Source organism: Actinomycetota bacterium (assembly GCA_041658625.1).
Lineage (GTDB): Bacteria > Actinomycetota > JAHEXW01 > JAHEXW01 > JAHEXW01 > JBAZZW01.
Window position 1 is genome coordinate 33,958 of the sequence record JBAZZW010000001.1, and the last position, 26,992, is coordinate 60,949.

Sequence of the window (26,992 nt, forward strand, 5' to 3'; positions counted from 1 at the left end):
CAGTCCAGTCCAGGGGGGTCACGTCTTGTATCTTAACATGCCCCCGATATCTTTCAGGATCCTACTGACAGAAGCATAATGCATCCCAAGGTATTCAGCTATTTCTTTCTGCCTATATCCATAGTCGAATACCGCTTCATATATCTTCTTGTTTCGATTATTCAGCTCGTAATCCGGTTCGGTCGGCAGCAAAGCCGAAAGAGGCGGCCGATTTATGTGTCTATGCTTACGTCTGATCTCCACAATCTCGTCCTTTTCCCATATAGGTTCATCGAACTGTCTAACGAATTCAGCACGACCAAGGATAGCTCCGCTCACCACGTTCTCAAACGGCCTATCGGCCGCCGCCTCGCTCGACTTTACATACTCCATATACCTCTCCCGCGCCACTTTCTTCGATTTCCCGAATTGCGACAACATCCAATCTGTTTGAAGAAACTCCTCGCCCTTCTCCGCTATCCCCGCTATCTGCCGAAAACTGCTCCATTTCCAATCTCCAGGACTCTCGACCAACCCGGCGCGAACCGGATTGAGCTCGATATAGCGGCAAAGGCAAAGCAGGTATTCATCCTTATCAACCAGAATAGCCTTGTACCTTCCTTGGAATATATGTCCTACCGTTTTATTGCGGGCATTGGAACGCTGAGTATAGACTCCGTTTACGTGCCGCATAGCATCAGACAGGTTGCCGTCGGGCGTTTCGATTAATAAGTGATAGTGGTTCGTCATAAGGCAATAGCCGTGGATCAAGAGGTTGTACTTTTCGTGCGCCTCGGCCAGAACATCGAGGAACAGACGCTTATCTTTTTGGGAACGGGTAATCGACTTGCGAGCGTCGCCGCGGCTCATGACGTGATATACGGCACCTGGATACTCCAAGCGAAGAGGACGAACCATGCGAATAGCCTATCAAAATTTCATTAGTTTGTGAAGATAGAAATGAATCATGCTGGTCAAATCAACCCGACGTTAAGATACAAGACGTGACCCCTTGGCTGCCCCTTGGCCTCGCTGTCGGCTTAGGCCACGCCCTTCGCTCGTGTAGCTACGGCTGGCAGGTCACTTAGAAAGAGATTGAATCGCTGGCTATGATATGCGCGAACGTCCTGTCGTCGAACTCTGCTATCACCCGTGCCGTCCTGTCTGAAAGTCCTTTGTTGTCCTCTGGCGTCTGAGTAAGCAAAACAAGCCTATATCGGTTGAAGCTGTTTTTGTTCCTTTCGTGAACTCCTGCTGTTAGCAGTGTTCTTATGACGCTTTCTTGAACATCTTCTCCATCGGTATCTTCATATATATATACTAGCAGGCGCCTCCCAATCACAATCCTATCGCGCAATATTAACCCACCTTCGATAGGTTCGCCTTTCATGTGTTCGATCTGGTTGAAAACTTCCTCAGGGCAGCCACAACCGAGGGTTTCCTGGACGAATTCCTTAATCAAATGCTCATTCATAAATAAAAAACCTTTCTTAATTGGGGTCAGGGCTTTCCGACCCGCTCCAAATAGAGCTTTTCGTATTGCTCAACCATTCTCTCTGTACTAAACATTCTCTCAACCTTTTCTCTACAATCCTTGCGCTTTATTTTTTGAATATCATTAACTTTTTGAGCCATTTCTTGAACAGTGGAGACAACGTAGCCGGTTTTGCCATCCTCTATAATCTCGCTGACAGAGCCGATGTTGAACCCAATAACCGGGGTTCCGCAAGCCATTGCTTCGACGAGCACCAAGCCGAATGGTTCATGCCAGGAAATAGGGAACAGTAGACATTTGGCGTTACTATAGTAATTGATTTTTTCCTCCGCGCTTACCTCGCCTAGATATACTATCTGGTTGCCGTCTATCAGGGGTTTTACCTCTTTTTCATAGAACCCGATATCTGTACTGTCTACCTTGCCGAATATTATCAATTTCTTTCCCACCATCTTGGCCACTTGTATTGCCTCAATAATCCCTTTTACTTTTGTAAGTCTTCCGGCAAAAAGTAGGTAGTCCTCTGGGACATCGTTATACGTAAGGTATTCTGGGTGGATTCCGTTATATATGACAGTTGAATTAGCTAAGAAAGATAACGGGGCGCGATGGTCTTTGCTGATAAAAACATATTCTGCATCTAGCGTATCCTGATGTGAGCGGTAATACTCGATATTAGCGTCTATATAGGTGGTGTTATGGAATGTGTGTACCTTGGGAACAACTATCTCTGAAAAAAGATTAGTTTCCTTGCCGTTCTCCAAGATTCTACCGATCAGGGGTTCGTAATGGAAATGAATCAAATCAAAATCATGTTGTCTGTCAATTACCGTATGCAATTCTGCCAGCTCATACTCTCGGTTCTTCGTTAGGTCCTTTGTAGTTGGCCAGGGCGAACATGGAACTAGTTGAATGTTCTTCCCGGCTATCTTGGACCCGCCGGCTCCAAACACCGTAACTTTGTGGCCCATATCCGACAACCCTTGGGAAAGATCATTGACGATACTTTCTATACCCCCATATCTTTCTGGCGGTATCTCTACCATCACGGGAGCGACCTCTGCTACCTTTAGTTTTTTCTGGCTCACTTCTTTCCTTTCACTAACTTTTCAAACAAGCCAATGTGGTTATCTACCACAACTGAAATATCGAACCTTACTTCTGCTTCTTTCCTGCAGGACTCTCTAGATAATCCTCCGACCTCCAATATCTTGGATTTGAAATCCTCATAGTTGTCTACTATGTAGCCTGTTTTTCCTTCGATTATTATTTCAGGAACAGCGCCATTACCATAGGCCACTACGGGGGTTCCGTGAGTCAAAGCTTCTATGATAACCAAGCCAAAAGCTTCTTTCCACTGGCTAGGGAACAGCAGTGCCTTGGCGCCCCTCAATAATCTGTTTTTCTCCTTTGTTGTGACTTCACCCAATACTTTTATTTGCTTGCCATCGATATAGGGATTTACCTCTTTCTCATAGAAATCTTTCTCTGTTTCCCTGAATTCTCCCGCTAAAAACAGTCTTATTCCGAGTTCTTTGGCCGCCCTAACGGCTATGTCTACTCCTTTGTTTCTAGTTGATGAGCCCAGGAAAAGATAATAATCGCTGTCTCCTGATAATCTGGGTTCATATTCTGAATTCTGCAAGCCGTGGTATATGGTTTCAACATAGTTCAGATGTGGCGCCAGCTCCCTTTGGGCATTACTGATTGAAACAAAATCTTGATCCTTAAATCTCTCCGCCAGATAAGGATAATCAGGTTCTAGACTACTATGCATGGTTGTTACTATGGGTATGTCTATTAGCGGAGAAAAAGAAAGCAACTGAAACCCGAGATGATTATGTATCAGATCAAATTCTCGATTTCTTATCTTTTCGGCTAAGGCATAGTACATCAGAAATTCGTATGGAGATATAGCGTCCCAGGAAAAACCGCCAGTCAGTTTATATAGCGGTTCTTGAATAACCTCTATCAATTTGCCCTTTGTTTTTGATCCCCCGCAAGCAAAGAGTGTGACATCGTGACCTTTTTTGATTAGGCCCTCAGTTATATTACTGACCGCGACCTCAACGCCTCCGTATTTTTGTGGCGGCACTGTTTTCCACAACGGGGCAATTTGAGCAATCCTCATATCACAGACCTTCCTTGGCAAAATCAGCAATCAGTGATTTTGAGTAGAGTTTGGTTGGTTTAATTTTTAGATGAACATAATATACAGAAAACAGAACGATAAATAGCCAGAAATATACCAATGAGGATATGAAATTACTGGCAATAAGATACTGGACAGATATGAAGAGCGCTAAGAGCCCGAGGATAAATTCACATATAGTATTCTTAAGTAGGTTTGGCATAGTGGGCAAGATGAATTTGTTTGTCCTTTGGAAAGACATAGATTTACTAAGAATCCCTTCCAACCAGGCTACTGCATAGAGCCAGCTCATTCCGATATGCACGAAATAGGCACGAATACTATTGATAAGCTTGCCTTGTCCTTTAAAAACAAACAAAAACGACAGTAACTTCAGCAATGAATATGTTAAAAGAGTCGTTGCCGCGGTCAGATATATAAGGTCATAAACCAAATGGCTCGAGGCTGGAACCGCATATTTTTCATAAAAGAAGATTGCCACAAGAGTCAGTATCGGCAATAGGAGAAAATTAATCCAAGCTGTAAGCTGTGTGAAAAAACCTATCTTCTGAAGAATAGTCATTTCTTTCGCGTTGATGATCATATCTTTTAGATTGTTTCTTAGGATCTGAGCATTACCAGAACACCAACGCGACTTTTGTTTCTTAAAGGCCTCAAGATCATAAGGTATCAATCCTCGCGCTAAAACCTTGTTAACGAATATTCCTTTATAGCCAAACCTATTAATTCTGAGCCCGAGTTCAGCGTCTTCGGTAATACATTTTTCGTTCCAAATCCCAACTTCTTTCATCGGTTCAATTTTGTAGAAGGTTATCGTGCCGGTAGAACTAACACAGTTTAAAATATTAGCCATATTCATAAAGCACAAAAAGAAGAATTGATATTCAAGAGAAATAGGTCGGTTCTTTTTAAAAACGTTGAAATAGGCCTGAGGAAATTGGACAAAGGCAATCTTTTCGTCACTGAAGTACCCCAATGCTTCTTGAACGAACTCCGATTTTACCTCATAATCCGCATCTACCACGGCTTCATATTCCGCCATGGGGTTGACCATTGCTTTGATATAGTTCAAGGCTCCGGCTTTGAACCCGTCTAGTTTGTCCACATGGTAAAATCTGAACTTCTCGCCAAGAAGCTCACAGTATTCTTCAACCGGCTGCCAAACCGTCTTATCTTTTGTATTAGTGTCAATTACAATGACCTGATACTTCTGATAGTCCAAATTTGCCAGAGATCTCAAGGTGTTCTTAAGGATCTCGGGGGGCTCGTTGTAGCACGGAACATGAATAGAAACAAAAGGCGTCTCAACAGAAGGGACCTTTACAATCTTGGCTTTAGGCAAAACAGCGGCTACAAAATGCAGTGATTGCGATCCGATATTAAGTAGAAAGTTGAATATTAGGATTACAAGGAAAAGCCAGGGAAGATAGGCAAATAAAATAAGTAACAGAATGCCAAGAAAAATGATTCTGATTTTTACAATGAAGCTTAAACCCATTGAAATTTAAACATTTATTCGTACCCCGGGCCTTTCCTAACGTTCTGATGACGAGAAGCCATCCCCACAATAGTTCGACCGTAGTCTTCACCAACACTTAGGCCGGTCGTTATTTCTAAGCTTAAGCCAACTATAGTATAAGGCATTCGAGGACTATGGACGCAGGGCGGGCGTCTAAGATATAGTTGTTGCCGCGGTGTTTGAACTGACAGGAGAGGTCAAGCCACCGCCCTCGACGGTAAACTGGGCGCTGATGCTGGCGCCTGACGGCGCTCCCGGAATCATTTGCATGGTAATCGTTATCCAGTAGCTCCCTTTGGGATTGACGGTTCCGGCGTCCCAAATCCAGGTGCTCGTCGCTTCGTCAAAGGCCGGTTGAGACCCGCCCTCCTGGCTCATTTGAGTATCCAGGCCGTTTGGATTCGCGAACTTAAGCTTCAGGCCCTCCATCGGCTTATCGGTATTATTCTTTATGAGCAGGGTATATTTCAGCGACTCGCCGGCCTTGACGGTCGTCTTGTCCACCTTGATTTCGGCCGTTAGAGGCTCGGCCGGCTTGACTACTTTTTTCTCGGTTGTTTTTGTCGTGGTTGTGCCGTTTGAGCAACCCGTCGCACCGACAAGGACCATGATCAAACCAATCAACAGCGCCGCTATCACAACCAGGTTAATCCTTCTTGATTTCATTCCTCCCCCTTTAAGGTCCCAAACTTACTTAGACGACTATAGTCTAGCTTACGAAATGCGGTTTTGATAGGCTGGGCTTGGGGGTATACGAATATAAAGGAGCTGGGCATGAAAGCCGTTGTTGTGTACGAATCTTTATGGGGAAATACGGCCGCTGTCGGCAAGGCGATAGCCGAAAGTATCGGGCCGGAAGCAAAAGCGCTGACGACCGATCAGGCGACCGCCGAGGCCATTACAGACGCCGATTTGCTCGTGGTTGGCTCCCCTCTTATAGCTTTCTCCCTGCCCACAGTTAAGATCCGCGATAATATCGAAAGGACAGAGGGCGGCGGCGCCCATCCGCCGGATTTATCCCATCCCCCGATCCGCTCCTGGCTTGATGCGTTGCCCAAGGGACAAGGCCGCGCGGCCGCGTTCGAGACGCGCATCTGGTGGTCGCCCGGAAGCGCCGCCAAGGCAATCTTAAAGAAACTGGAGAGCGCGGGTTATACCGCCGCCGGGAAGCCGGAAAAGTTTATCGTCACCGGAAAGTACGGCCCGCTAAAAGACGGTGAACTGGAACGCGCGCGCCAATGGGGCGCCGAGCTGGCGGCTTCCCTGAAATAACCGTAAGAACTTGCTACAGAGTCTTGTGCTTGGCCGCGATCGCGTCGGCCAAAGCGTCGATTCTGGCCATATCTTCAGGTTTTGGATAGCCCTTGACGTAGACAGGCTCGATTACCTCTACCGGTAACCCCGATAGGATATTGGCGAGCGTCTCAACTGTCTTGCCGCCCCAGCTGTACGACCCGACAATGGAGACGAATCTGGTCTTGGGCTTTAGGGCCGCGGTCAATGTCGCCGCATAGACCGCCAGCGGGTGCGGACCGGCCAAAACCGTGGGACATCCGATAACCACTGTGGCCGCGTCAATCATCGCCGAAGCGAGTTCTCCGGTATCCGCCCGGCTCAACATAAACGGCTTAACGGCGACGCCTCTATCCATTAGGGCCTTGATTAACCGGTCCACCATCGCCTGGGTGGTGCCATGCATAGAAACATACGGGATGACGACGGTGTTTTTAACGTCATCCGACGCCCATTCCGCGTAAGCCTGCATTATCTTTTCCGGTTCGCCGTAAATAGGACCGTGGCTGGGCGCGATCAATTTGATATCCAGGTCCTTGAGCTTCTCTAAGTTACGGATTATCTGTCCGCGAAACGGCATCATGATCTCGGCGTAATACGTCCTGGCCGCGTGGAAAACGCCTGTATGCAGCTGCGCAATCAAGTCGCTCGTCGCGTAATGCGAACCGAAAAAGTCGCACGATATCAGTATCTTGTCCTCCTCCAGATAGCTGACCATGGTTTCCGGCCAGTGTACCCAGGGCGTCATAATGAACCGGACGGTTTTGCCGCCGAGGTCGAGGGTGTCTCCGTCGGCGACCGTCATGAACCGCTCTTCAGGCAAAGGCAAAAGATCCATAAGGATGGGTTTCGCCTTCGTACTGCAGACTATCGTCGCTTTCGGAAAAGCGGCGACTGCGTCCGGCAAGCTGCCCGAATGATCCTGTTCGCCGTGGTGCGCGATGATATAATCGACGTCCTTTACCTTCAACTCGGCCAGGTTCGCGAACAGCTCGTCGCGTTTGGTCGGATCGACGGTATCGAAAAGAGCCGTTTTGGCGCTTCCTTTAACCAGGTAGGAATTATAGGTTGTGCCGTGAGGCAACGGGATGAGTTCGTCAAATAAACGCCGGTTCCAGTCGATAGCGCCGACCGACCAGATGTTTTCCTTAACCTGCCTGACCGCCATGGCCAATCCCCCTTACGTCACTTTTTCAAAGGCGCTCTTCGGGGCGCCGCATTCGGGACAAATCCAATCGTTCGGGACGTCCGGGAACGCCGTTCCCGGGTTTATGCCGCTATCGGGGTCTCCCATCGCGGGATCATAGATATAACCGCAGACCGTGCACCGATACTTATCCATTAGTCTCACGCTCCTTTGAAGACCGTTTTATCCTTTTGGTAGAAGACGCCCAAGGCTATCGGCGCATCGCTGTTATAGTCCCACTCCCTCGCCTTGTGAATCGCCTCTTCATAGTTGCCCGCGTCGTGATCTGTCAATTCGTAAACCCGGTCGGTGTAATATTCATACTGGTTAAAGAACGTTACACACACCTGCAAAACGTCCACAACCGCAAAACCCTTGTGCAAGATGGCTTCCTTGAAAATCTTCTTCAACATGTCGATGCCGTGCGAATAACCCCGGGCGACATAAGTCGCTCCGGAGGCCAGCAATAGCTCCAGCGGATTGAACGGCATCTCGACCGACCCCTTGGGAGTCGAACGGCCCTTAAAGCCAAGCGGAGACGTCGGTGTATACTGGCCGGTGGTCAGGCCGTAGACACGGTTATTGTGGATTATCATCGTAATATCGATATTGCGTTTGGCGGCGAACAACAGGTGCTCCAGGCCCTCTCCGTAAGCGTCGCCGTCGCCGGCAAAACCGACCACCGTCAAGCCGGGGTCGGCGATCTTTATACCCTCCGCGGCGGGCGTCGCGCGTCCGTGGATGGAATAGAAACTGTTTACGTTGATATAGTCGACTATCTTGGCGTGACAGCCTATACCGGAGACAAGAACCGTCTTGTCCAGGGAGCCCTTTTCGTTCCCCAGGTCAGCTAGCACGGATTTGGCCGCGTTCAGAATGGCGAAATTTCCGCAGCCCGGACACCAGGTGTTTTCCGCGTAAGTGCCGAGATCCTTTGGCAAGATCATTTCGTCCACCCCTTAACGACTTTCTCCAACTCGCCGCGTAGTTCCCCGACGCTGAAAGCGCGCCCGTCGTACTTGCGGATATTGGCGTCGACGTCGAATCCGTACCGGTTGATCAGGCTGACCAACTGGCCGGTCGCGTTATTCTCGACCGCGACTATTTTGGCCACACCAGCCAGCGTTTTCCTATATTCTTCGACGGGAAACGGCGACATCACGATCGGCTGGATAATCCTGAGTCCTAGCGGAACGGCCGCTTCCGTTACCACGCCCTTGTTCGAGCCCCAGCACAAGACAGCGTTTTTGGCTTTCGCGTCCCCAGAGACGCCGACCTGGCGGTACTTTGTAAATTCCTTAGCTATAGCCGGAATTTTAGCCAGACGCTTATCCTGCATTCTTATGGTTACGTCGGAATCCTCCGTGGTTATGCCGTTCTCGTCGTGCTCGTAACCGTTTACTTTAAAGACCTTAGCCGCGTCCCGGATTGTCGGCGCCGCCATCTTAACGGTTCCCGCGCCCGCCTCGTCAAAGCTGAACGCGCCTTCGCCAAGGTTCTTATCAGTCAGGAGGATGACCGGCGTCCGGTATTTTTCCGCCACATCCAACGCGACCTGAGCCCAGTAATAACATTCCTCGGGGTCGCCGGGCGCTATAACGGGCCTGGCGAACTCACCTTGGCCCGCGTTCATGGCGAAATGCAATTCGCTCTGGGAGGAATATGTGGGCAGCCCGGTCGACGGGCCGGGACGCTGACCGAGCGCGACAACGATCGGCAATTCGGCCATCCCAGCTAGACTATATCCCTCAGTCATCAGGCAAAAACCGCCGCCTGACGTGCCGATGGCAACCCTTTGGCCGGTATATGAGGCGCCCAAAGCCATCAGGATAACCCCGATCTCGCTTTCCGGGTGGATAACCTTCAGGCTAAACTCATCCGCATGACCAGCCAGGAAATGCAGCAAGGTAGACATAGGCGTCATCGGATAAGCGAAATAAGCGTCCAGGCCGCCTTTGACGAGACCTAAACCCATGGCCTCGTTCCCGGTAGCCACCGGCGGAACGGTTCGTTTCAGATCCCGCATCGCGAGCTTGGTCTCAGCCTGGTCGTAACCTCTCCGGGCGACGGCCAGATTCTTATCCACGGCTTTCGTCATTTCGGCGCGAAAGACCTCCTCAACAATCACCCAGTCTATCCCCAGCGTCTTGGCCATTATGCCGATCATGACGGAATTCGCCGTAACCGGAGGCGCGTCCTCCTCTTTGATGATGCCGGCGATCATATCAGGATCAAACGCCAAGACGGCTCCAGGTTTCATCCTTCCGGAATGCAGGTCGGCCGTCTCCTGGTTCATCGCCAGAACGACGTCTACCTCGTCAAAATGGGCAAAGATTTTGTCCTTGGAGGCGCGGACAATGGAGAATGTGTGGCCGCCGCGGATTAAAGAGGGATATTCGCGGTAGACATAAATAAAGTACCCGAGTCGCTTGAACAACTTTGCGACGACAAGACTGGCCCGGTCTATGCCGTCTCCCGCTTTTCCGCCGAACAGAATGGAAAACTCGTTCACGGTCTCCCTTTCGCTAGTAGCCCTTATATTAGCAAAGACCGGTGGGGTAAACCACCGGTCTTTTACTAGTTTTGTAACCAGGTTCGTTACTTACTTTTTACCCTGAGCTGGCTGTTTACCAGGCTTGGCCTTCAGCCGCTCCAAACGGTCGCAGACTTTCTTGTAGATCGGCTCCGCGGTCTTACCGTCTTTCTCGATAGCGGCTTTGACCTTCTCCAAACGCACTATCCGCTGCTTGACGCGCTGCACCTGGTTTCCGGCTTTGCCTTTCAAACCCTGCTTACCAGCCTGCTTCCGCGCTTGCGGGCGCGGTTTTACGCGCGCGGCCTGCTTGTCTTTTGCGGGACGCGTCACCTGTTTCTGGCCCCCGGTTAAAGCGCTGGTCGCTTTGTCTATAACTCCGCACGCCGCCGCAGGGAGGGTAAAGGCGACGATGAGGGCCACCGCCAAGATTCTAAACATCATTTTCTTCATGATTGCCACCTCCCTTCTAGACAGAATTCAAGTTGCCCTCTGTCAAATAAAACGCCGGAGGCGGCGAAAAGGTTACGGGCGAGCCTTAAGACTCTGCTTGACCTCCCGGATCATTTCGCGATTTCTTTCTATCCTGGCCAAAGCCCTGACAACGACCGCCCTCGGGACGTTCGTATTCTTAAGGTAAGTCTGTAAGACTCGCATCTGTCTGGCGTTTGCCTTCTCAAGCCGTGCCAACATTCGTTCCCGTCTTTCCGGCGGGATCCTGTTGATCGAAGCCTGGGCCAAGTCATACTCACTGCCCATCAATTGCAGCGTCGCGTCAACATTTTTATTCCGCTTGTTCCTGACCAGCGCCTCCGTTTCGGTAAGCCGCTTGTCGGCCAGGTCGGCGTATATCTCCGCCCGCGTTTCGTCGTTGCGCTCTAGAAAGACTCTTCCTTGTTCAACAGTTCGTTTCACCGGATACAGGGTGTCCCCGGGCAAGCTGTTTGACGACGCCGCGGCCACTCCCGAGAGGGCCAAAGCGAACGCGGCAAAAACCGCGGCTAGGCGAAGACCGACTCTCTTATGAACGGGCAGCGAACCCAGAACGCGCGCCCGAGCCGACGCCTTGAACCGGGGGTCAGGCTCAACCGGCGACGTCGCGGCGGTTTTTAGCGCATCCACCGTTTTGGCGAGGTCTTCGTAATCCTCGTACTCTTTGTATTCTTCGTAATCCTTGTTCTTATCTTTCATTATTCCTTCTCCAATAGTCTCTTGAGCGACTTCAGGGCTCGGTGTTGCAGTGCCTTCACCGACGTCTCACTCCTGCCAAAAAAACCGGCAATTTCACTGATTTTCAGGCCGACAAAGAAACGGAGGATGATAACATTCTGCTGTTCGTCGGTTAGTTCGCCTAAGGCGCCCCAGACCTCTTGTCTCGCGTCCGCTGCGACAGCCGGGTCGGGTTCGCGGGACGCGTTAAGCCCGTCTAGAAGCTCGTCCTCGATGTTGACCGTCCGGCTTCTAGCCTGGCGGCGATAATGGTCGTTTACCCTATTCTGGGCGATGCGGAATAGCCAGGCCGAGAACGGAATGTCTTCCCTTTCTTCATAACGGCCTATGGCCTGGAAAGCGTTTATGAACACATCCTCCGTTATGTCTTCCGCGTCTTGCTTCCGGCCGACCCGGTAGAATACGAACCGGTAGACGCTGTCTACGCATTGGTCGTAGATTCGTCCGAAAGCTTCTCTATCGTTCTTTTTGGCCTGTCGCGCCAGGTCTGCCAGAAGGTCGTTTTTCATATGATTACTCTAACATTTACAACGCTTCATCACGGGTTTTGGATACGCCGACAATGATATACTGGCAAAAAGACATGGGGGCGCTTATGACAAAAGATTCTTCATCCAACTGGTGGATATTTCCCGGATTCACAGTTGAGACGGTCTTATCGGGCCTGGATCTTCCGGCAAACATTGCGTTCGTTCCCAAGCCTAAATCCGGCCCCAAAGATCCGCTGCTCTACATCAACGAACTCTACGGCCAGGTAAAAGTGATGACAAATGACGGCTCCGTCTTTGCCTACGCCGCCGGCCTCTTGAATTATGACCCCGACTATAAATTTCCCGGCACCGGCGAATCCGGCCTGACGGGATTATGCGTCGAACCGTCCTCCGGCGATTTGTTTCTATCCATGCTTTATACAGACAAAGATAAATTCAAGGCCAAGGTAATCCGAACAAAATCCAACGACGGCCTTTCGATGAACTCCTCATCCGTCATTTTAGAGGACGTCCCATCGGTCCATGCCGCCCACCAGGTGCAGGCCGTTACGGTCGGTTTTGACCGAAAATTATATGTAAATTTCGGCGACGGCATGATAGACCCTAACACAGCCCAGGACGACAATGACCTGCGCGGCAAGATACTGCGGCTGGAGTTGGACGGGTCGATCCCGGACGACAATCCGAAATCGGGCAGCCCGGTTTTTGCCAAGGGGTTCAGGAATCCGTTTGGCGCCGTTTGGCGCCGGAGCGACCGCAGTCTTTACATAACCGACAACGGACCGCACGTCGACGATCGTGTCGCTCGTGTCGAAGCCGGTGTTAATTACGGTTGGCCCAAGACCATGAGGCAAAACTCGCTGATGTGGTGGCATTTCTGCCAGGCGCCGACGGCGCTTGATTTCATGCAGGACGAACAGTTCCCCGCGGAGTACAAGAACGAGTTGTTTGTTGCCTTGTTTGGCAGCAGCTACGTTATGGGGCGTCCCGGCAGCAAAGGCAAGAAGATCATTAAGATGCGTCTATCGGCCGATTGTAACGGCCTAAAGAGCTACGACGAGTTTGCCACCTATATAGGCGAAGGACCGGCCGGGCCGTGCGGCCTGGCCTTCGGCCCCGACGGACTTTACTTTACCGACCTGCACGGCGAGTTCGACGGCGGCAAGCAATCCAAGGGTCATTTATTCAAAATCATCCCTGTCGTATCGTGAGGGTTTGTCCAATTAATTGGACAATGGGTATATGCGCCTGATGTGCAATTATGACGTTTTGTAATTACGTTTAGTTCAATTAATTAAACAATAGGTTGTCTCAATAAGGAGGGCAAGATGAAAGTACCCGACACCGCGGAGAACGCCGCAAGATGCATCTGTCCCGGCTGTCCGACCTATAACGGTTGTATGGAGAAAGGCGGCCAGACGCTTTACTGCGCCCGCGGCAAATCCGATTGCGACATCGATTCCATGGGGTGTATTTGCGGAGAGTGCCCGGTGGGCAGCGACTACGCTCTTACCGATCTGTACTACTGCGAGAAGTAAGAAGGCGCCCACAAAATCCTGGTCATAAAATCAAAGTAGTGGCCTGTGGAAAACCACTCCAGCGCTTTGGAGTGCTGGAGTGTTCGTTCGTATCCCTCTCACCCGACCCTCTCCTCTCGGGGGAGAGGGATAGCTTTTGAAGCATGTCGCTGAAACCAACTCTTTATGACGAGGCTAATTCATTAGCTTTAATTATGATACGGCTGGGCGTGGAGCCGCATTCCGCGAAACAAAGGAAGTACGGGGGCGTTTCCGGAGGGAAGCTGGGGTCAGGCCCTTTCTCTTTATGCGATAGGGCCTGACCCCATTAACATAAAGCGAGCATGGTCCACTACAACGCTACGTAGCGTTGTAGTGGTCGTAGGATTTACAGGGAGCGAAGATTTCCCAGCTTAAGGAAATCGAGCGTTCTTCCGATGGATAAGACCGGGACTTGCCACGCGGCGGCTTCAAGTGCCAGCCGCACTATTTTGAGGAATGGAGGCGAGGATCGGATTCGAACCGATGAATAGCGGTTTTGCAGACCGCCCCCTTAACCACTTGGGTACCTCGCCCCATCAGCAAAGAGCCGAGGGCTAAGAGCATATAGTATGAACCGCAAGGATCTGCTCTGCGCACTTCGCTCTTAGCTAAAGAAATGGAGCGGGAGACGGGATTTGAACCGCGCTCCCTCGGGCAGCCGCCTAACCGTCTGCCCTCTTCACGGGGGCAACCAACGGTTTCCCCCGTGAGTTCCCCCTTCCTTAATATAGACTCCGGGGGGAGCTTCTCCCCCCGACGATAACCCCCTACCGGTCGCGGGTTCACAACATGTCGTCATTCCATTTTTATTTCAGGCCTGATTGACCGTGGCCTAAAATAAAAATGGAGCGGGAGACGGGATTTGAACCCGCGACCCTCACCTTGGCAAGGTGATGCTCTACCACTGAGCCACTCCCGCTCGTAAACCAATAGTATAAGGGATTAAAACCGCCTCTTCAAGCCCGTTCTACGCGGCTTGACGTAGCTCTTAGGCTTTTCCGAAGACTTCCCCGATCTTATCTAAAAGTTCCGTGCGGAAGAATGGTTTAACCAAAAATCCGTCGACGCCTTCCAGCTCAAAGAGATCTCTCATCTTGTCTTTGCTGGTAATAATAATCACGTGAACATAGTCTTCGTCGCCGGGTTTAGAATCGCGTCTTAAGGCCTGCAGCACGGAATAGCCGTCCATGTCAGGCATCATTACGTCCAGCAGAACCAGGTCGGGCTTCTCTTCGCCGATCTTCTGCAGCGCCTCGGCGCCGTTGTTGGCGGTAATGATGTCAAAGCCCTCTTCCTTCAGCATCGCCTTGGTAATCTCGACAATCGTCGGACTGTCGTCGGCAATTAATATCTTTTTACCGTCGCCCATACTTCCTCCCGTCAATCGTTGCCTGCCAGCTGGCCAAGGCTTCTTTTACAGGCCTCAACCAGAACGTCTCCTAAGAATCCGCCGGCAAAATCCGCCCAATCGCCCCGCGGCGAATGACCTAGCGCCTCTATGGCGCTATTATACTCCCGCTCCGCTTCCGCCGCCATATATTTACCTTTGTAGATCTCGGCCAGGTTCATGTGGGCTAGCGCAAAGCCGCTGTCCAGACGCAGGACTTGTTTATACTCCGCGACGGCGTCGTCAACGCGGCCTTGGCGCTCCTTGATCAAACCCAGGAGGTAATGACCTTTAGCCGACGTCGGTTCCAACATAAGAACCGTGCGCGCCTCTTTCAGGGCTCTTTCGTTGCGCCCCTGATTTATATAGATGTTCGCCAGGAGCACGTGGCCTTGCGTGCTGTCAGGATCCGCCTTGGCGAATTTAACGGCCAGAGCGGCCGCTTCATCAAATTCTTCCCTGACGAAGTGCTCGTATGCCCGCGCGTACACGCCTTCCTTATCTTCCTCGCGCCGAAATTCGTGTCTCGGCGCCGGCTTAACGAGTTTCCGCGTCTTCACATTAGCCTCCGCACCTTTGTCTTTCTCAGTCGCGATAATCAGCGGCGCGACTCCGGTTTCAGGAGAGGCCGCCCTGGCCGCGAGATCCTTTTTATAGACGTAGGCATGGCCGAGGTGAACCGGGATAAAGTCATCGCTGACCTTATACAAGGATTCCGCGTGCCCGATAAACAAATAGCCGCCATCCCGCAGCGCGTTATAAAAACCCCCGACAACCGCTCGCACCGTCTCCAGCTTAAAATAGATGGTTACGTTGCGGCAAAATATTATGTCCCATCCGCCAAGAATAAGGAGAGGATAGGGCTCTTTAACCAGGTTGTGGTAGTTAAAGGACACCATGTCGACAATCGCCGGGTCCAGACATTGTTTCCCATCCCCGCGGGCTTTGAAATACCTCCTAAGAACTACCGGCGGGATTTCCCTAAGCGCGTGGGCGCCATAGCAGGCTTGCTGAGCGTCGCCCAAAACCTGCCGGCTGATATCCGTGGCCAAAATATCAATACGCCAAGATTTAGGATCGGGCAGCGCTTCCATGAGGGTTATGGCGACTGAATAGGCCTCTTCCCCGGTTGAGCAACCGGCGCTCCAGACCCGGATCGACTTTTCCCCGGCCGCCAGTTTCCGATTGATTATTTCCGGAAGCACATGTCTCTTGAGAACCTCAAACTGCGCCGGATTTCTGAAAAAGCATGTTTCGTTGACAGTTACCAGATCAAGCAGCTTCTTAAACTCTTCGTCCCCGTCTTCGCCTCGCTCCAGAAGCCGGTAATAATCCGCGTACCTGTCTAAATCGTGGGGGCGCATCAGCGCGCGCAAGCTTACCTCGAGCGCTTCCTTCTTATAGTCGTCCAAATAGATGCCGCTGTTGGCATGAATAAAATCCCTGAACAGAGTGAATTCGTCGGTTGTTAAGGGATTAGCCGGGGCGCTCATTTAAACTCCCTCAGAATCTCCCAGCCTATCCTGTCTAAAGGGATGGTGCGGTTGACGGCTCCAATTTCCAAGGCGACTTTCGGCATCCCGAACACGACTGACGTTTTTTCATCCTGAGCTATGGTATAGCCGCCGGCTTTTCTGATCTCTTTCAATCCTTCCGCGCCATCACTGCCCATACCGCTTAAAATTACGCCGACGGCGCGATCGCCATAAACCTGGGCGACGGATTTTAAAAGTTTATCGCACGATGGCCGATGCCCTTTGATGGGCGCCGAATCGTCCAAGAGGATTTTGTCTCCCCTATCGACCGAAATGTGATAACCGTCCGGCGAGATATAAGCTATGCCTGGTCGAATAATCTCGCCGTTCACAGGCTCCTTAACCTTTATTTTCACGGCCCCGGCCAACCAGTCCACCAAACCCTTCGTAAAGCCTTGGGTAATGTGTTGCGCGATGACGATGCCCGCCGGGAAAGTGGCTGGAAGGACTGTCAGAACGGCTTTCAAGGCCATTGGCCCGCCAGTTGACGAGGCAATCGCAACCAGCCGGTTTCGCGAACCGTTTTTGCTTGTCTGGCCGCGCTCCCGTTCCCCGGTTCCGCCGTACACGTGGCTGATGACCTTGATTTCCGAGTAGGTTTTAATCGCTTTGAGAAGCGGTGCGCCGGCGGCCGCGTTGGCTTTCAGGTCGAAATATGACGGCTTTTTGACAACCGTTAACGCGCCGGCGGAAATGGCTTCAAAAGCCAGGGCCGCATTCTTGGTCTTGCCGCTCATAAGAATAACCGGCGTCGGGCAAAGACGCATGATGTCTCTAACCGCGGCGACGGAGTCGGGTCCGAACGTGTCCAGATCCAGTAGAACGGCGTCGGGACAGGTCTTGATGATCTCATCGACTAAGCCGGCTTGATCCTTGGCCGTCCCGGCCAGCGAAAAACCGTGTCCGCCTTTTATCAAGCGAGACAGGGCTTCGAGCTCCGGCGCGCCTCCGATGGCTAGAAAGACCTTTTTGTTTTCTCCCACTCCGGGCCCTTTCCCTAAGTCTTGGGTTAGTCTAACTTAAAGACGCTGATCATATCCTTGAGGTCGCCGGCCATAGTAGCTAAATCTTGAGCCGACTTAACAGACTCCTGGCTGCCCAGCGCCGACTGCCTGGCGACTTCACTCACTTCGCTCATGGTCTGAACAACCTGTTCGCTAGCCGTCCTCTGCTGCTGAACCGCCCCGGAGATCTGCATCGCCAGTTCGGCCGTTCTCTCAGTCAACTGGCCGATCCGTTTCAAACCGTCGCCGGCCTCACGGATTACCTTAACCTCTTCCTCGGTGCGTTTCTGACTTTCCTCGGTCGCCATGACCGAGGAATTCACTGCTGTCTGTATTTCCTTGATTTTTTCAGCAATTTCCTTGGTGGACGAGGTTACGTCCTCGGCCAGATTCCTGATTTCTTGGGCGACAACGGCAAAGCCCTTGCCGGCTTCGCCCGCCCTGGCCGCCTCTATAGCCGCGTTCAAGGCCAGGAGGTTCGTCTGCTCGGCGATGTCGTCGATAATGGCCAAGATGCTGCCGATTTCTTGGCTGCGCTCCTCAAGCGCCATGATCTTCTGGGCGTTACCGAACGTGACCTCTTTAACTTCTTCCATTCCTGAGGCGGCGTCGTCAACCGACTCGGCGCCGCTTTGCGCGCCGTCCAGGGCTTCGTTGGCAGCTTCGCTGACGCTCTCGGCTGCTCTGGCTACTTCTTTGGCGTTTGTAGCCAACTCGTTTATCGCCGCTGTGACTTCGCTAACGCTGGCCGCCTGCTCGTTGGAGCCGGAAGCCTGCTGCTGCGCCGTTACCTCTATCTCCGAGGACGCCGAACTCAAGTGATTGATGACCTCCGCCATCTTCTCCGCCAGGCGGCGCAAGCCTGAAGTCATCTGATTGAAACTCTTAGACAAGACACCAAGCTCTCCCTCGTAGTCCGGAGCCGTGACGGTAAGGTCGCCTTGGGCGGCCTGCTCGGCTAAGGTCGATAGTTCGCTGACCTGGCTTTCCAGTCTGTCTCGGGTTTCCGACTCGTCCTTAATCATTTTCTTTAACCTTTTAGTCATCTCACCCAACACGCCCTCGAGATGCCCGATCTCGTCATTGCCGGTTTTCTCAATGTAGACGGTCATGTCGCCATCGCTTATCATAGTCGCCTGGGCGCCTAAGGCCGCCAACGGCTTGTTTATCGAGCTGGCAATGTACAAACCGAAAATCAAGGCCGTGCCTAAGGTTAGCAGCATCATAACGGCTACGATCACCATGCCGAGGGACCTGGTAGACAAGGCGGCCTTCTCGGCTGCGTCAACACCGTCGGTCCCGAACGCGCGAAGGTCGTTAATCGCCGCTACTAGCGTTCCGTTGGTCGCTTTCAGTTCCTTTTCGGTTGTTACCAGCTCCTCATGGATGGCCGGAGCCGGACCTGCTGTGGCGGTTTTTATCGACGCGTCGTGGTCGCCGTAGGCCACTTTAATCTTCTTGACCAGGTTCTTGCTTTCGGTCGTGTCGGCCAGACTCTCCGCTTCGGCAATCAGACCTTCCATGTTCTTCTGTTCCTTGGCGATCTGCGCCAACGCCGCGGGGTCTTTTATGACTAAGTATTCCCTGGCCACAAGATTTTCGAGAACGGCATTTGTAAGGGCGAGTTCGTCCGCTCCCATTTCAATCTTGTGCGCGGTCGCGCTCTGGTCGAACAACGCCCCCATCCGCAGCAATCCGCCCAGCCCCGCGATACTGCCGATCGCGATAATGGCGAGCGTCAGCCAGACCAATAACGACAATCTGGTTTTAATGGCTATGTTGCGAAAGTTCATTTCGGTCAGCCCCTTTCCTCATCCGGCAGCCGTTAGCTGCTCGATTACGCTTAACAGATTCGCCTGGTCAAACGCGCGCTTAATGATATATGCGTCGGCCCCGGCTTCGATTCCTCGTTTCTTGTCTTCTTCTTTTTCCAACGTCGTAACCATCACGACGGGGATATCCTCATAACGTTGATTGCCCTTTATTTTTTTTGTCAGTGTAAGCCCGTCCATTTTCGGCATCTGCACGTCAACGACCAACAAGTCGTATGCCTTCTTGCTCACTTTGGCCAGGGCGTCAATACCGTCGATTGCTTCGTCAACCTGGTAACCCGCCGATTCCAGGATACTCTTCTCCAAGCCCCGCGTCGTTGCCGAGTCGTCAACAATTAGAATTTGTTTTACTACGGTCTCCTTAGACTCCTCCGCCGCGGGTGCTAATTCCACCGGCAATCCTTTGGCCGCCGCCACAAGATCCGGCGGATTAAGTATCAAGACGACATCGCCGTTGCCCAAAACGGTTGCTCCGGCGATGTTCCTTATCGACGACAAGCGCCTGCCAAGAGTCTTGATAACCACCTCGTGCTCCTCCACCAGCTCATCGACAATCAAACCGACACGGACGCCGCCCAAATTAATGATGACGACCGGCCTCTTGTCTAATATCTGACCGCCGCCATTCGCGCCAAGGATTGAGGCAAGCTTTGTAAGAGGTACGGCGTGGCCGCGCAGAAGCATTGCCTCCCTGTTTTCTACTGTCTTTATGTCCTCGAGCTTCAACCGAAGGGTTTCTTCGATGCTTGTCGTCGGAATGGCATAGACATGTCCGCTTGCTTTGACAAACATTACCCTGGCCATCGCCAAGGTCAGCGGCACTTTGAGCGTTACGGTGGTGCCGCGGCCGCGCTCGGTTTGAAGGTAAACCATGCCCTTTAAGCGTTCGATACTTTGCTTTATGACGTCCATGCCGACGCCGCGTCCGGATATATCAGTTATTATGTCGCTGGTTGAAAAGCCTGGTTTGAAAAGCAGCTGAACAAGCTCCGCCTCGCTGAGCCCGGCCGCCTCCGCCTTGTCGATTAGCTTCCTCTTAACCGCTTTGGTCCGAACTTTGGCTAAATCGATGCCCGCTCCGTCGTCGCTCATCTCGATAACCACGTATTCGCCTTCTTGCCGGGCGTCCAGGTGCAGGCGTCCTCGCGCTGGTTTCCCGGCTTTCTTGCGCGCTTCCGGATCTTCGATACCGTGATCGACCGCGTTCCTGATCATATGGATCATCGGGTCGTGCATAACCTCTATCATCCGGCGGTCAAGCTCCGTCTCCCCGCCGGTGATCGACAACTCGACGTCTTTTTTAAATTGACGTGCCAAATCCCGTACCGGTCTTGAGAATGAATCGAATAAGGTCGACACCGGCACCATCCGGGCGCCTAGGACTTCCTGTTTAAGCTGGTTGACCAGCATTTCAAGTTGGGCGGTGTCTTCCCGCCAACCACGTCTTAACGCCTGCAGCCCCGCGTCCATCAGCCCCCGGGAGGCCTCAAGCCTTTCTATCTCCGAGAAATATTCGTCCGCCAGTTTAAGGCGGTTCATCGTTTCAATCAGGTTGCTTATGGCCAGCTCTTGCTCGCGATGAGTGTCAATCAAAGACCGGATGCCTTGTTCTCTTTCCTTCTGGCGAATCTGGCTGATTACAAGTTCTCCGGTTAAGTTGGCCAGGTCGTCAAGCTTGCCGGCGGCCACGCGAATCGTTTCCTCAGGTTTACCCGCCGTAGTGAGCTTGCCTGCCGTGGCAGGCTTAACCGCTGCTGCTGACTTTGCGGGCGCCGATTTGGTCTCTTCTGTTGTCTTCTCGGCTGCCGGTGGTTGTTCCGCCGACGGGTTATCTGTCCCGGCTTCAGCAGCCCCCGTATAACTATTAAGCTTGTCCGTCAGACCGGCCGTGTCAACGGGTTTGGCTTCCTCTCCGGCGCACGCCTTCAACAGATTGTCCAAACCGTCGAACGACTTGAACAAGTCGTCGAACAAGCCGGTTTCCAGCTTGACGCGGCCCTCTTTTACCTCGCCCAGCAGATCCTCGAGTTTATGCGATAAGACCGCGACGTCTTCGGCTCCCATCATTTTTGCGGCGCCTTTAATTGTGTGCGCCGCCCGCACGATCTCGGCCATCGCTTCCTCGTCGCCCGGATCCTCCTCCAGTTTAAGAAGATCCCTGTTAAGGGCCTCCAGATGTTCGCCGCACTCGGCGACAAACTGTCCCGTGAATGCCGAATAATCAAAATCGTCGGGCATCCGCTTTAAGCCTCCAGAATGTTCGTCAGATTAAGCAGTCCTACCATTTCCTTCTCCAATTTGAACTCGCCAACCAGATGGTCGGCCGCCAGTTTCTCCAGCGTAGTCAGCGGCGGATCGATTGACGCCGCCCGGATATCATAGATGCCGATTACCTCGTCGACCAGTAAACCCGCCGAATCGCGCCCGGTCGCCCCCACCAAGACGCGTCCTTCCTCAAAGGACCCGGCTCTCGCCTCTCCCGTAAGCATGGCCTTTAGGTCGATAACCGTGACGATGTCGCCGCGTAGATTGGTGACCCCTTCAATGTATATTGGCGCGCCCGGCACCGGAGTCAGACGTTCCGGCCGGAAAATCTCCACAACGTGCGCAACCTCCAATCCATACAACTCGGCGCCCAGCCTAAATACGACAACGCGCGTTAAATCCGACGGCGGCTCCTCAACAGGTTGGCTTAATCTTGCCGCGCGCTCTCTAAGTATCTGGGTAAATTCAGCTTCTTTTGACATTGGTTTTCGCTCGCTTCTTGGCTTTTGCTATGACGTCTTGGCCGTTGAAATCCAGAATCTTGCCCAAATCCAGTAGAACCAGCAATCTCTCCCCGTCTTCATAGGCACCCGTGACCAGATCTTCGGGCAGAGGGAGTTCGTCGCACGACGCCAGAACACCTGCTTGCTCGACCGAGATTACGTCAAGAACCTGATCAACAATCAAACCAACCAAATGTTGGGAGACTTCGACGATAACTATCTGAGCGTTCAACTCCTTGCTCGCTTTTCCCAGACCCAACCTAGCCGCCAGATCGATGATTACCGCGATTTCACCCCGGTAATCGATAACACCCTTGAGCCAGACAACCGACTCAGGCACGGGTGTGATCTCTACCAACCGTACGATTTCCTTGACGGTATCGGCCGGAAAGCCATATTCGGCGCCGGCCAACTCAAGCACCAGAATCTGTTTTTGTCCGCTGTTATCGGCCACGCCAAGCCTCCCCTGAGGCGGACAGAACCCGCTGCACGCCGGCCAGGCTAAGCCCGTCGACGTGTAACATCCGCTTGATCTCCAGCACCCTGTCGATGTCGTTATCTGAAAATATGCGGTGGCCGCCCGGTGTCCGCGCGGGCGTTATGATTCCGTAACGAACCTCCCAGGCCCTTAAGGTTCCTTCGCTTACACCGGTAATCTTAGACACGGTTCTAATAGGATAGACCGGTAAGGCGCTATCCCCGTTTCCGCGTCTCGCGCGCCCGTTTCTTGTCATGACCTGCCTTTTCGGCTTTTCGCCACCGCCCAAAAACTTACACCGAACCTCTAATAATCTTGCACTGTATTTGTTCGGCAAACAAGCTGAAAACTTTAGAATAAAATAGTTATTTATTTCACTTGCTTTATTGTTTGTAACGACTTAAAATATCCATTGTGTTTATATTTGTTACATGTGTAACAATGTTACAATATAGGACGTACATAAAGTTCAGGAGGTGTTGCACTGTGTCAGACGACACAAAGAAAGCTGGCGGGTCGACTATTGACTCCCTGCAGCAAGAGGGGTTGAAGTTTCCCCCGCCAAAGGACTTCAGCGCGAAAGCGCGGGTCAAGTCCATGGCCGAGTACGAAGAGATGTACAAGAAATCGATCGAGGACCCCAACGGGTTCTGGGCTGAGCAAGCTGAGGCGCTCGATTGGTACAAGAAGTGGGACGCTGTTGAGGAGTACGATTTCAACGAACTTTATGTTCGTTATTTCCGCGGCGGTAAGCTGAATGTATCCCATAACTGCGTCGACCGGCATCTTAAGAACTCCCGCCGCACCAAGGCGGCTATCGTATGGGAAGGCGAGCCGGGTGATACCAGAACCATCACCTACCAGGAACTTTATCATGATGTTTGTAGATTCGCTAACGTCCTGAAAGCCAAAGGCGTCAAAAAGGGCGACCGCGTTACCCTGTACATGCCGATGATCCCCGAACTGGCCATCGCCATGCTTGCCTGCTCCCGGATAGGCGCTCCGCATAGCGTCGTTTTCGGCGGCTTCAGCTCACAGTCTTTGCGCGATCGTATTCACGACTGCAATTCCAAGATCGTCGTCACGGCCGACGGTGGCTACCGCGGCGGCCGCACGGTTGAGCTCAAAAACAACGTCGACCACGCGCTGGCCGAGTGCCCGAGCGTCAAGACTTGTATCGTTGTCCAACGCACAAAACAGCAGATAGACATGGAGCCCGGAAGGGACATCTGGTGGCATGACGAGATGAACGATTCGTCGATCGGTCTTTCGTGCGAGCCGGAGCAGATGGATGCGGAAGACCTGCTTTTCATCCTGTATACGAGCGGCAGCACCGGCAAACCGAAGGGCGTCATGCACACAACCGCCGGTTACTTGCTGTACACCATGATGACTTTCCGGCTTATCTTCGATTACCGGGACGAAGACATCTTCTGGTGCACGGCGGATATCGGTTGGATCACGGGACACAGCTATATCGTGTACGGGCCTTTAGCAGCCGGCGCGACGTCCTTTATGTACGAAAGCATCCCGAATTATCCTGAGCCGGACAAATTCTGGCAATTGGTCGAGAAGTATGGAATCAACACCTTCTATACCGCTCCGACCGTTATCAGGGCGCTTATGGCCGCCGGCGAGGAATGGCCGGCCAAACGCGACCTGTCGTCACTGAGGCTATTGGGCACGGTCGGCGAGCCGATCAACCCGGAAGCCTGGATGTGGTACTACAAGAATATCGGGCATGAGAACTGTCCTATCGTCGACACGTGGTGGCAGACGGAGACCGGCGGCGTTCTAATCACCCCGCTGGCCGGCGCCATGACGCTAAAGCCTGGGTCGGCCAACCGCCCGCTGCCCGGAGTCGTACCGAAAGTTCTGCGTCAGGACGGCACCGAAGCGGACGTCAACGAGGGCGGCATGCATTGCATCATGAAGCCCTGGCCGGGTATGATGCGAGGCGTTTACAACGACAAAGAAAAAGCCCGCTGGCGCGAGGTCTATTTCTCGATGTTCCCGGGTATCTACTTCACCGGTGACGGCTCCCGGGTCGACGAGGATGGCGATTTCTGGCTAATGGGCCGGATTGATGACGTTATCAACGTGTCGGGGCATCGTATCGGCACGGCTGAAGTCGAAAGCGCTCTGGTTAGCCATGACCTTGTCGCCGAAGCGGCCGTCGTGGGTTATCCTCATGATATCAAAGGTCAGGGCATCTATGCCTATGTAACCTTAGTCAAGGACGCGGAGAAGAGCGAGGATCTTAAAAAGATCCTGGGCGGGCATGTGCGTGAGGAAATCGGTCCGATCGCCAAACCTGACGTCATTCAGTTCGCCGACGGCCTCCCGAAAACCCGTAGCGGCAAAATCATGCGCCGTATTTTGCGGAAGATTGCCGAGGGCGACACAGGCAGCCTGGGCGATACATCGACTCTGGCCGACCCTACGGTCGTTCAAGACCTGATCACCAACGCCACACCTGGCTCGGCTTTGAAGTAACAAAGGAACAAGAAAAAGAAATCAAAACCCCGGGTGCTTTGATTGGGCCCGGGGTTTATTTATTTAGCTTTTTCTCACTGTCGCGGCTGCTAAAGTCACCGCAAATCCCGCCCTTGGGCGTCCCGTCGATAGCAACGGTTTCCCGGGTGCAGCTGGACAGCCGGTTGCTGGCACAACCTGACATGCGGCAAGAGCTGACTTGCGACAAAAAATGAGGGCTGACGTTAAACATTACCGACCTGGTAAAACTCTCACAAGACGCGCCGTCTTTACCGATTTCGATGGCAACCGCGTAACAGTTCCCGTTCTGGTTGTAAGCACAGACCTCGGCTTCGCAACGGTCGATGGGAACCCTCATGCCGGAATATCCTTCTCTCTGAAAACTACGACGGCGACCGTTAGAAACACCAGTGCGAAACCGGTAAATAAGAGCACTGGGCCCCATGGGACAGCTCCGTCTCTTAACGCCTCGCTGGGCTGATAGTAATTAAAAAGCGACAGCCAGCGAAAATCTTTGATCGTGTCGTTGAAATCTCCCAGGCTGTTTAATAGATGCGAGCCGATCAATACGGATACGGATACGATTATGGCCTTACCTCGCTCCATAAATGTTCCCATGGCCAGACTGAAACACTCAATCATTAGATACAGGCTGGAAATCAGGACGGTCACGGCCAGAATGCCGTCCACCTTTAGCGGGAAATCAAACATCTTCGTGCCGAGCCAGATCGAGACCATGGTGACGGCGACCAAACCAAGCATCATTGTTATGTCCGCAACTAGCCTAGCGACCAGATATTCCACCCTGTCGATCGGTTGCGTCAGGAGGAGATCCATCGTGTGGTTGTCGATCTCGCGGGCGACAATCGAAGCCCCGGTCGTCATGACGAATCCGGCGATGATAAGCATCCCCCACAGCTGTAGGAATTCAAGAGAGATAAATCCCTCAGGCGACAACATGTCCACACCGGAGCTTCCGGCCAGTAGGCTAAGCATCGCTTTCGGGTAAGCCTTAATAATCTGCGCAAAGGCCGGATTATTGGCAAACGCCGGATAAATGCCGACGATTATGAACACGTAAGCGATAACGGAAACGGCAACGGTCGGCCAGCTTATCGCTCGGTCTTTGATCGTCCGCCAGTAAAGATTTAGGAATCTCACGCTTCATCCCCGTAAAACTCGAGAAAGATTTCCTCCAACGACGCGTGCTCAAAATCGAGATCAACCAGTTTATGCCGGGCCAATGCCTTAATCACCGGATCGATCTCCCCTTTGATCTTCAATTCAATCGAGCGATCGTTTTGTCTGGTAATGCTTACACCCGGCAAATCGAATTCCCCGGTTTTCACTTCGTCTGAAAATATAGCGGTGACGCGATGCACCTTCTTGCTCTCCAGTTCGTGGACCTTCTCGACCGTGACCAGTTTCCCCTCTTTGATGATCCCGACCCGTTCGCATGTCTTATCTACGTCGCCCAAAATATGCGACGACAGAAGCACGGTTTTGCCCCTCTGGCGAAAGTCCTCCATCAACGAGTAAAACTCTTTTTGCATAAAGGGATCGAGGCCGAGTGTCGGCTCGTCTAGAACCAGAAGGTCGGGGTCGTGCATGAAGGCGACCACAATGGCCAGTTTCTGTTTGTTTCCTCGCGAGTAATCTTTACAACGTTTACTGAGATCCAGGTCAAACCGCCTGGTCAGCTCGTCGCGCAACACCGGTGGATTCCCCGGGCGGAAATTGGCCAGGTAATCGAGCAAATCGTGGCCGGTCATTTTAGGATAGAAGCTAGGGTCTCCGGGGATATAGCCAGTCCTGGCTCGGATGGCTACCGAATCCCGGACAATATCCAGGCCGAAAACGGAAGCGGACCCACCGGTCGGCATGATCAAGCCCAGGAGGCTGCGGATGGTGGTGGTCTTGCCGGCGCCGTTAGGTCCCAGAAAGCCGAAGACCTCTCCTTCGTTTACTTCAAGGTCGAGGCCCTCGATGCCTCTGCTTTTACCGTAATATTTCGTTAGGCTTTTGGTTTCTATAACTGCCATACGCCCTCATTAT

28 protein-coding genes and 2 tRNA genes are annotated in these 26,992 nt (G+C 52.4%); 4 read left to right on the forward strand and 26 right to left on the reverse strand.

Annotated features, from left to right (window positions below; translation table 11 throughout):
* Positions 1–18: 18 nt before the first annotated feature.
* The 6 genes from WC891_00155 to WC891_00180 all read right to left on the reverse strand — a co-directional run bounded on the left by WC891_00155 (position 19) and on the right by WC891_00180 (position 5,811).
* The gene (locus WC891_00155; GenBank protein MFA5866366.1) at positions 19–897 is read right to left on the reverse strand and encodes a transposase; all 879 of its coding nucleotides are present in this window, start codon (positions 895–897) and stop codon (positions 19–21) included.
* Positions 898–1,063: 166 nt separating this feature from the next.
* Positions 1,064–1,441 (reverse strand): hypothetical protein, encoded by a 378-nt coding sequence (locus tag WC891_00160; GenBank protein ID MFA5866367.1) that lies wholly within the window; start codon positions 1,439–1,441, stop codon positions 1,064–1,066.
* A gap of 38 nt (positions 1,442–1,479) precedes the next feature.
* Positions 1,480–2,562 carry a glycosyltransferase family 4 protein gene (locus WC891_00165; protein MFA5866368.1) on the reverse strand — a complete coding sequence of 361 codons (1,083 nt, stop codon included), beginning with the start codon at positions 2,560–2,562 and terminating at the stop codon, positions 1,480–1,482.
* Positions 2,559–3,626, reverse strand: a complete 1,068-nt coding sequence (locus WC891_00170; protein ID MFA5866369.1) for a glycosyltransferase family 4 protein — start codon at positions 3,624–3,626, stop codon at positions 2,559–2,561. The genes WC891_00165 and WC891_00170 overlap by 4 nt, the downstream gene beginning before the upstream one ends.
* Positions 3,607–5,124 (reverse strand): glycosyltransferase, encoded by a 1,518-nt coding sequence (locus WC891_00175; protein MFA5866370.1) that lies wholly within the window; start codon positions 5,122–5,124, stop codon positions 3,607–3,609. The genes WC891_00170 and WC891_00175 overlap by 20 nt, the downstream gene beginning before the upstream one ends.
* A gap of 174 nt (positions 5,125–5,298) precedes the next feature.
* Complete coding sequence (locus tag WC891_00180; GenBank protein MFA5866371.1) at positions 5,299–5,811, reverse strand: hypothetical protein; 513 nt, start codon at positions 5,809–5,811, stop codon at positions 5,299–5,301.
* 108 nt (positions 5,812–5,919) lie between these two features.
* On the opposite strand from WC891_00180, the gene WC891_00185 reads away from it, so the two are divergent.
* On the forward strand, positions 5,920–6,417 hold the full coding sequence (locus tag WC891_00185) for a hypothetical protein (GenBank protein ID MFA5866372.1): 498 nt from the start codon (positions 5,920–5,922) through the stop codon (positions 6,415–6,417).
* A 13-nt stretch (positions 6,418–6,430) separates the two neighbouring features.
* On the opposite strand, the gene WC891_00190 is transcribed toward WC891_00185, so the two are convergent.
* From WC891_00190 to WC891_00220, 7 genes are all read right to left on the reverse strand, one after another.
* The gene (locus WC891_00190; GenBank protein MFA5866373.1) at positions 6,431–7,606 is read right to left on the reverse strand and encodes an FprA family A-type flavoprotein; all 1,176 of its coding nucleotides are present in this window, start codon (positions 7,604–7,606) and stop codon (positions 6,431–6,433) included.
* A gap of 12 nt (positions 7,607–7,618) precedes the next feature.
* Entirely contained in the window at positions 7,619–7,780 is a 162-nt protein-coding gene (locus WC891_00195; protein MFA5866374.1) for a rubredoxin, read from the reverse strand.
* 5 nt (positions 7,781–7,785) lie between these two features.
* The gene (locus tag WC891_00200; protein ID MFA5866375.1) at positions 7,786–8,571 is read right to left on the reverse strand and encodes a thiamine pyrophosphate-dependent enzyme; all 786 of its coding nucleotides are present in this window, start codon (positions 8,569–8,571) and stop codon (positions 7,786–7,788) included.
* Entirely contained in the window at positions 8,568–10,136 is a 1,569-nt protein-coding gene (locus WC891_00205) for a 2-oxoacid:acceptor oxidoreductase family protein (GenBank protein MFA5866376.1), read from the reverse strand. Before WC891_00205 ends, WC891_00200 begins: the two co-directional genes overlap by 4 nt.
* Positions 10,137–10,226: 90 nt before the next feature.
* Positions 10,227–10,610, reverse strand: coding sequence for a hypothetical protein (locus tag WC891_00210; protein ID MFA5866377.1), 384 nt, complete (start codon positions 10,608–10,610; stop codon positions 10,227–10,229).
* A gap of 72 nt (positions 10,611–10,682) precedes the next feature.
* Entirely contained in the window at positions 10,683–11,348 is a 666-nt protein-coding gene (locus tag WC891_00215; protein MFA5866378.1) for a DUF5667 domain-containing protein, read from the reverse strand.
* On the reverse strand, positions 11,348–11,896 hold the full coding sequence (locus tag WC891_00220; GenBank protein MFA5866379.1) for a sigma-70 family RNA polymerase sigma factor: 549 nt from the start codon (positions 11,894–11,896) through the stop codon (positions 11,348–11,350). The genes WC891_00215 and WC891_00220 overlap by 1 nt, the downstream gene beginning before the upstream one ends.
* Before the next feature lie 53 nt (positions 11,897–11,949).
* Here WC891_00220 and WC891_00225 point away from each other — a divergent pair, with 53 nt between their 5' ends.
* Complete coding sequence (locus WC891_00225; protein ID MFA5866380.1) at positions 11,950–13,089, forward strand: PQQ-dependent sugar dehydrogenase; 1,140 nt, start codon at positions 11,950–11,952, stop codon at positions 13,087–13,089.
* 117 nt (positions 13,090–13,206) lie between these two features.
* Positions 13,207–13,416: a DUF2769 domain-containing protein gene (locus WC891_00230; GenBank protein ID MFA5866381.1), complete on the forward strand. Its 210-nt coding sequence runs from the start codon at positions 13,207–13,209 to the stop codon at positions 13,414–13,416.
* Between the two features lie 478 nt (positions 13,417–13,894).
* On the opposite strand, the gene WC891_00235 is transcribed toward WC891_00230, so the two are convergent.
* The 10 genes from WC891_00235 to WC891_00280 all read right to left on the reverse strand — a co-directional run bounded on the left by WC891_00235 (position 13,895) and on the right by WC891_00280 (position 22,697).
* Positions 13,895–13,970 (reverse strand) — tRNA-Cys (locus tag WC891_00235).
* A 311-nt stretch (positions 13,971–14,281) separates the two neighbouring features.
* Positions 14,282–14,356: transfer RNA gene (locus WC891_00240), tRNA-Gly, on the reverse strand.
* Positions 14,357–14,425: 69 nt separating this feature from the next.
* On the reverse strand, positions 14,426–14,806 hold the full coding sequence (locus tag WC891_00245; GenBank protein MFA5866382.1) for a response regulator: 381 nt from the start codon (positions 14,804–14,806) through the stop codon (positions 14,426–14,428).
* A gap of 11 nt (positions 14,807–14,817) precedes the next feature.
* Entirely contained in the window at positions 14,818–16,317 is a 1,500-nt protein-coding gene (locus tag WC891_00250) for a CheR family methyltransferase (GenBank protein MFA5866383.1), read from the reverse strand.
* Positions 16,314–17,342 (reverse strand): chemotaxis protein CheB, encoded by a 1,029-nt coding sequence (locus tag WC891_00255; protein MFA5866384.1) that lies wholly within the window; start codon positions 17,340–17,342, stop codon positions 16,314–16,316. The genes WC891_00250 and WC891_00255 overlap by 4 nt, the downstream gene beginning before the upstream one ends.
* 26 nt (positions 17,343–17,368) lie before the next feature.
* Positions 17,369–19,156, reverse strand: a complete 1,788-nt coding sequence (locus WC891_00260; GenBank protein MFA5866385.1) for a methyl-accepting chemotaxis protein — start codon at positions 19,154–19,156, stop codon at positions 17,369–17,371.
* An 18-nt stretch (positions 19,157–19,174) separates the two neighbouring features.
* Positions 19,175–21,433, reverse strand: coding sequence for a hybrid sensor histidine kinase/response regulator (locus WC891_00265; protein ID MFA5866386.1), 2,259 nt, complete (start codon positions 21,431–21,433; stop codon positions 19,175–19,177).
* Positions 21,434–21,438: 5 nt separating this feature from the next.
* Positions 21,439–21,942, reverse strand: coding sequence for a chemotaxis protein CheW (locus WC891_00270; GenBank protein ID MFA5866387.1), 504 nt, complete (start codon positions 21,940–21,942; stop codon positions 21,439–21,441).
* On the reverse strand, positions 21,926–22,417 hold the full coding sequence (locus WC891_00275) for a chemotaxis protein CheW (GenBank protein MFA5866388.1): 492 nt from the start codon (positions 22,415–22,417) through the stop codon (positions 21,926–21,928). The genes WC891_00270 and WC891_00275 overlap by 17 nt, the downstream gene beginning before the upstream one ends.
* A complete protein-coding gene (locus tag WC891_00280) occupies positions 22,407–22,697 on the reverse strand; it encodes a MerR family transcriptional regulator (protein MFA5866389.1) in 291 nt (96 codons plus the stop codon). Before WC891_00280 ends, WC891_00275 begins: the two co-directional genes overlap by 11 nt.
* 230 nt (positions 22,698–22,927) lie before the next feature.
* Here WC891_00280 and acs point away from each other — a divergent pair, with 230 nt between their 5' ends.
* Positions 22,928–24,937 carry an acetate--CoA ligase gene (acs, locus tag WC891_00285; GenBank protein MFA5866390.1) on the forward strand — a complete coding sequence of 670 codons (2,010 nt, stop codon included), beginning with the start codon at positions 22,928–22,930 and terminating at the stop codon, positions 24,935–24,937.
* Between the two features lie 55 nt (positions 24,938–24,992).
* On the opposite strand, the gene WC891_00290 is transcribed toward acs, so the two are convergent.
* The 3 genes from WC891_00290 to WC891_00300 are packed head-to-tail and all read right to left on the reverse strand — an operon-like array spanning position 24,993 to position 26,979.
* Complete coding sequence (locus WC891_00290; protein MFA5866391.1) at positions 24,993–25,295, reverse strand: DUF1540 domain-containing protein; 303 nt, start codon at positions 25,293–25,295, stop codon at positions 24,993–24,995.
* Positions 25,292–26,098, reverse strand: coding sequence for an ABC transporter permease subunit (locus WC891_00295; GenBank protein ID MFA5866392.1), 807 nt, complete (start codon positions 26,096–26,098; stop codon positions 25,292–25,294). Before WC891_00295 ends, WC891_00290 begins: the two co-directional genes overlap by 4 nt.
* Complete coding sequence (locus tag WC891_00300; protein MFA5866393.1) at positions 26,095–26,979, reverse strand: ABC transporter ATP-binding protein; 885 nt, start codon at positions 26,977–26,979, stop codon at positions 26,095–26,097. The genes WC891_00295 and WC891_00300 overlap by 4 nt, the downstream gene beginning before the upstream one ends.
* Positions 26,980–26,992: the final 13 nt, after the last annotated feature.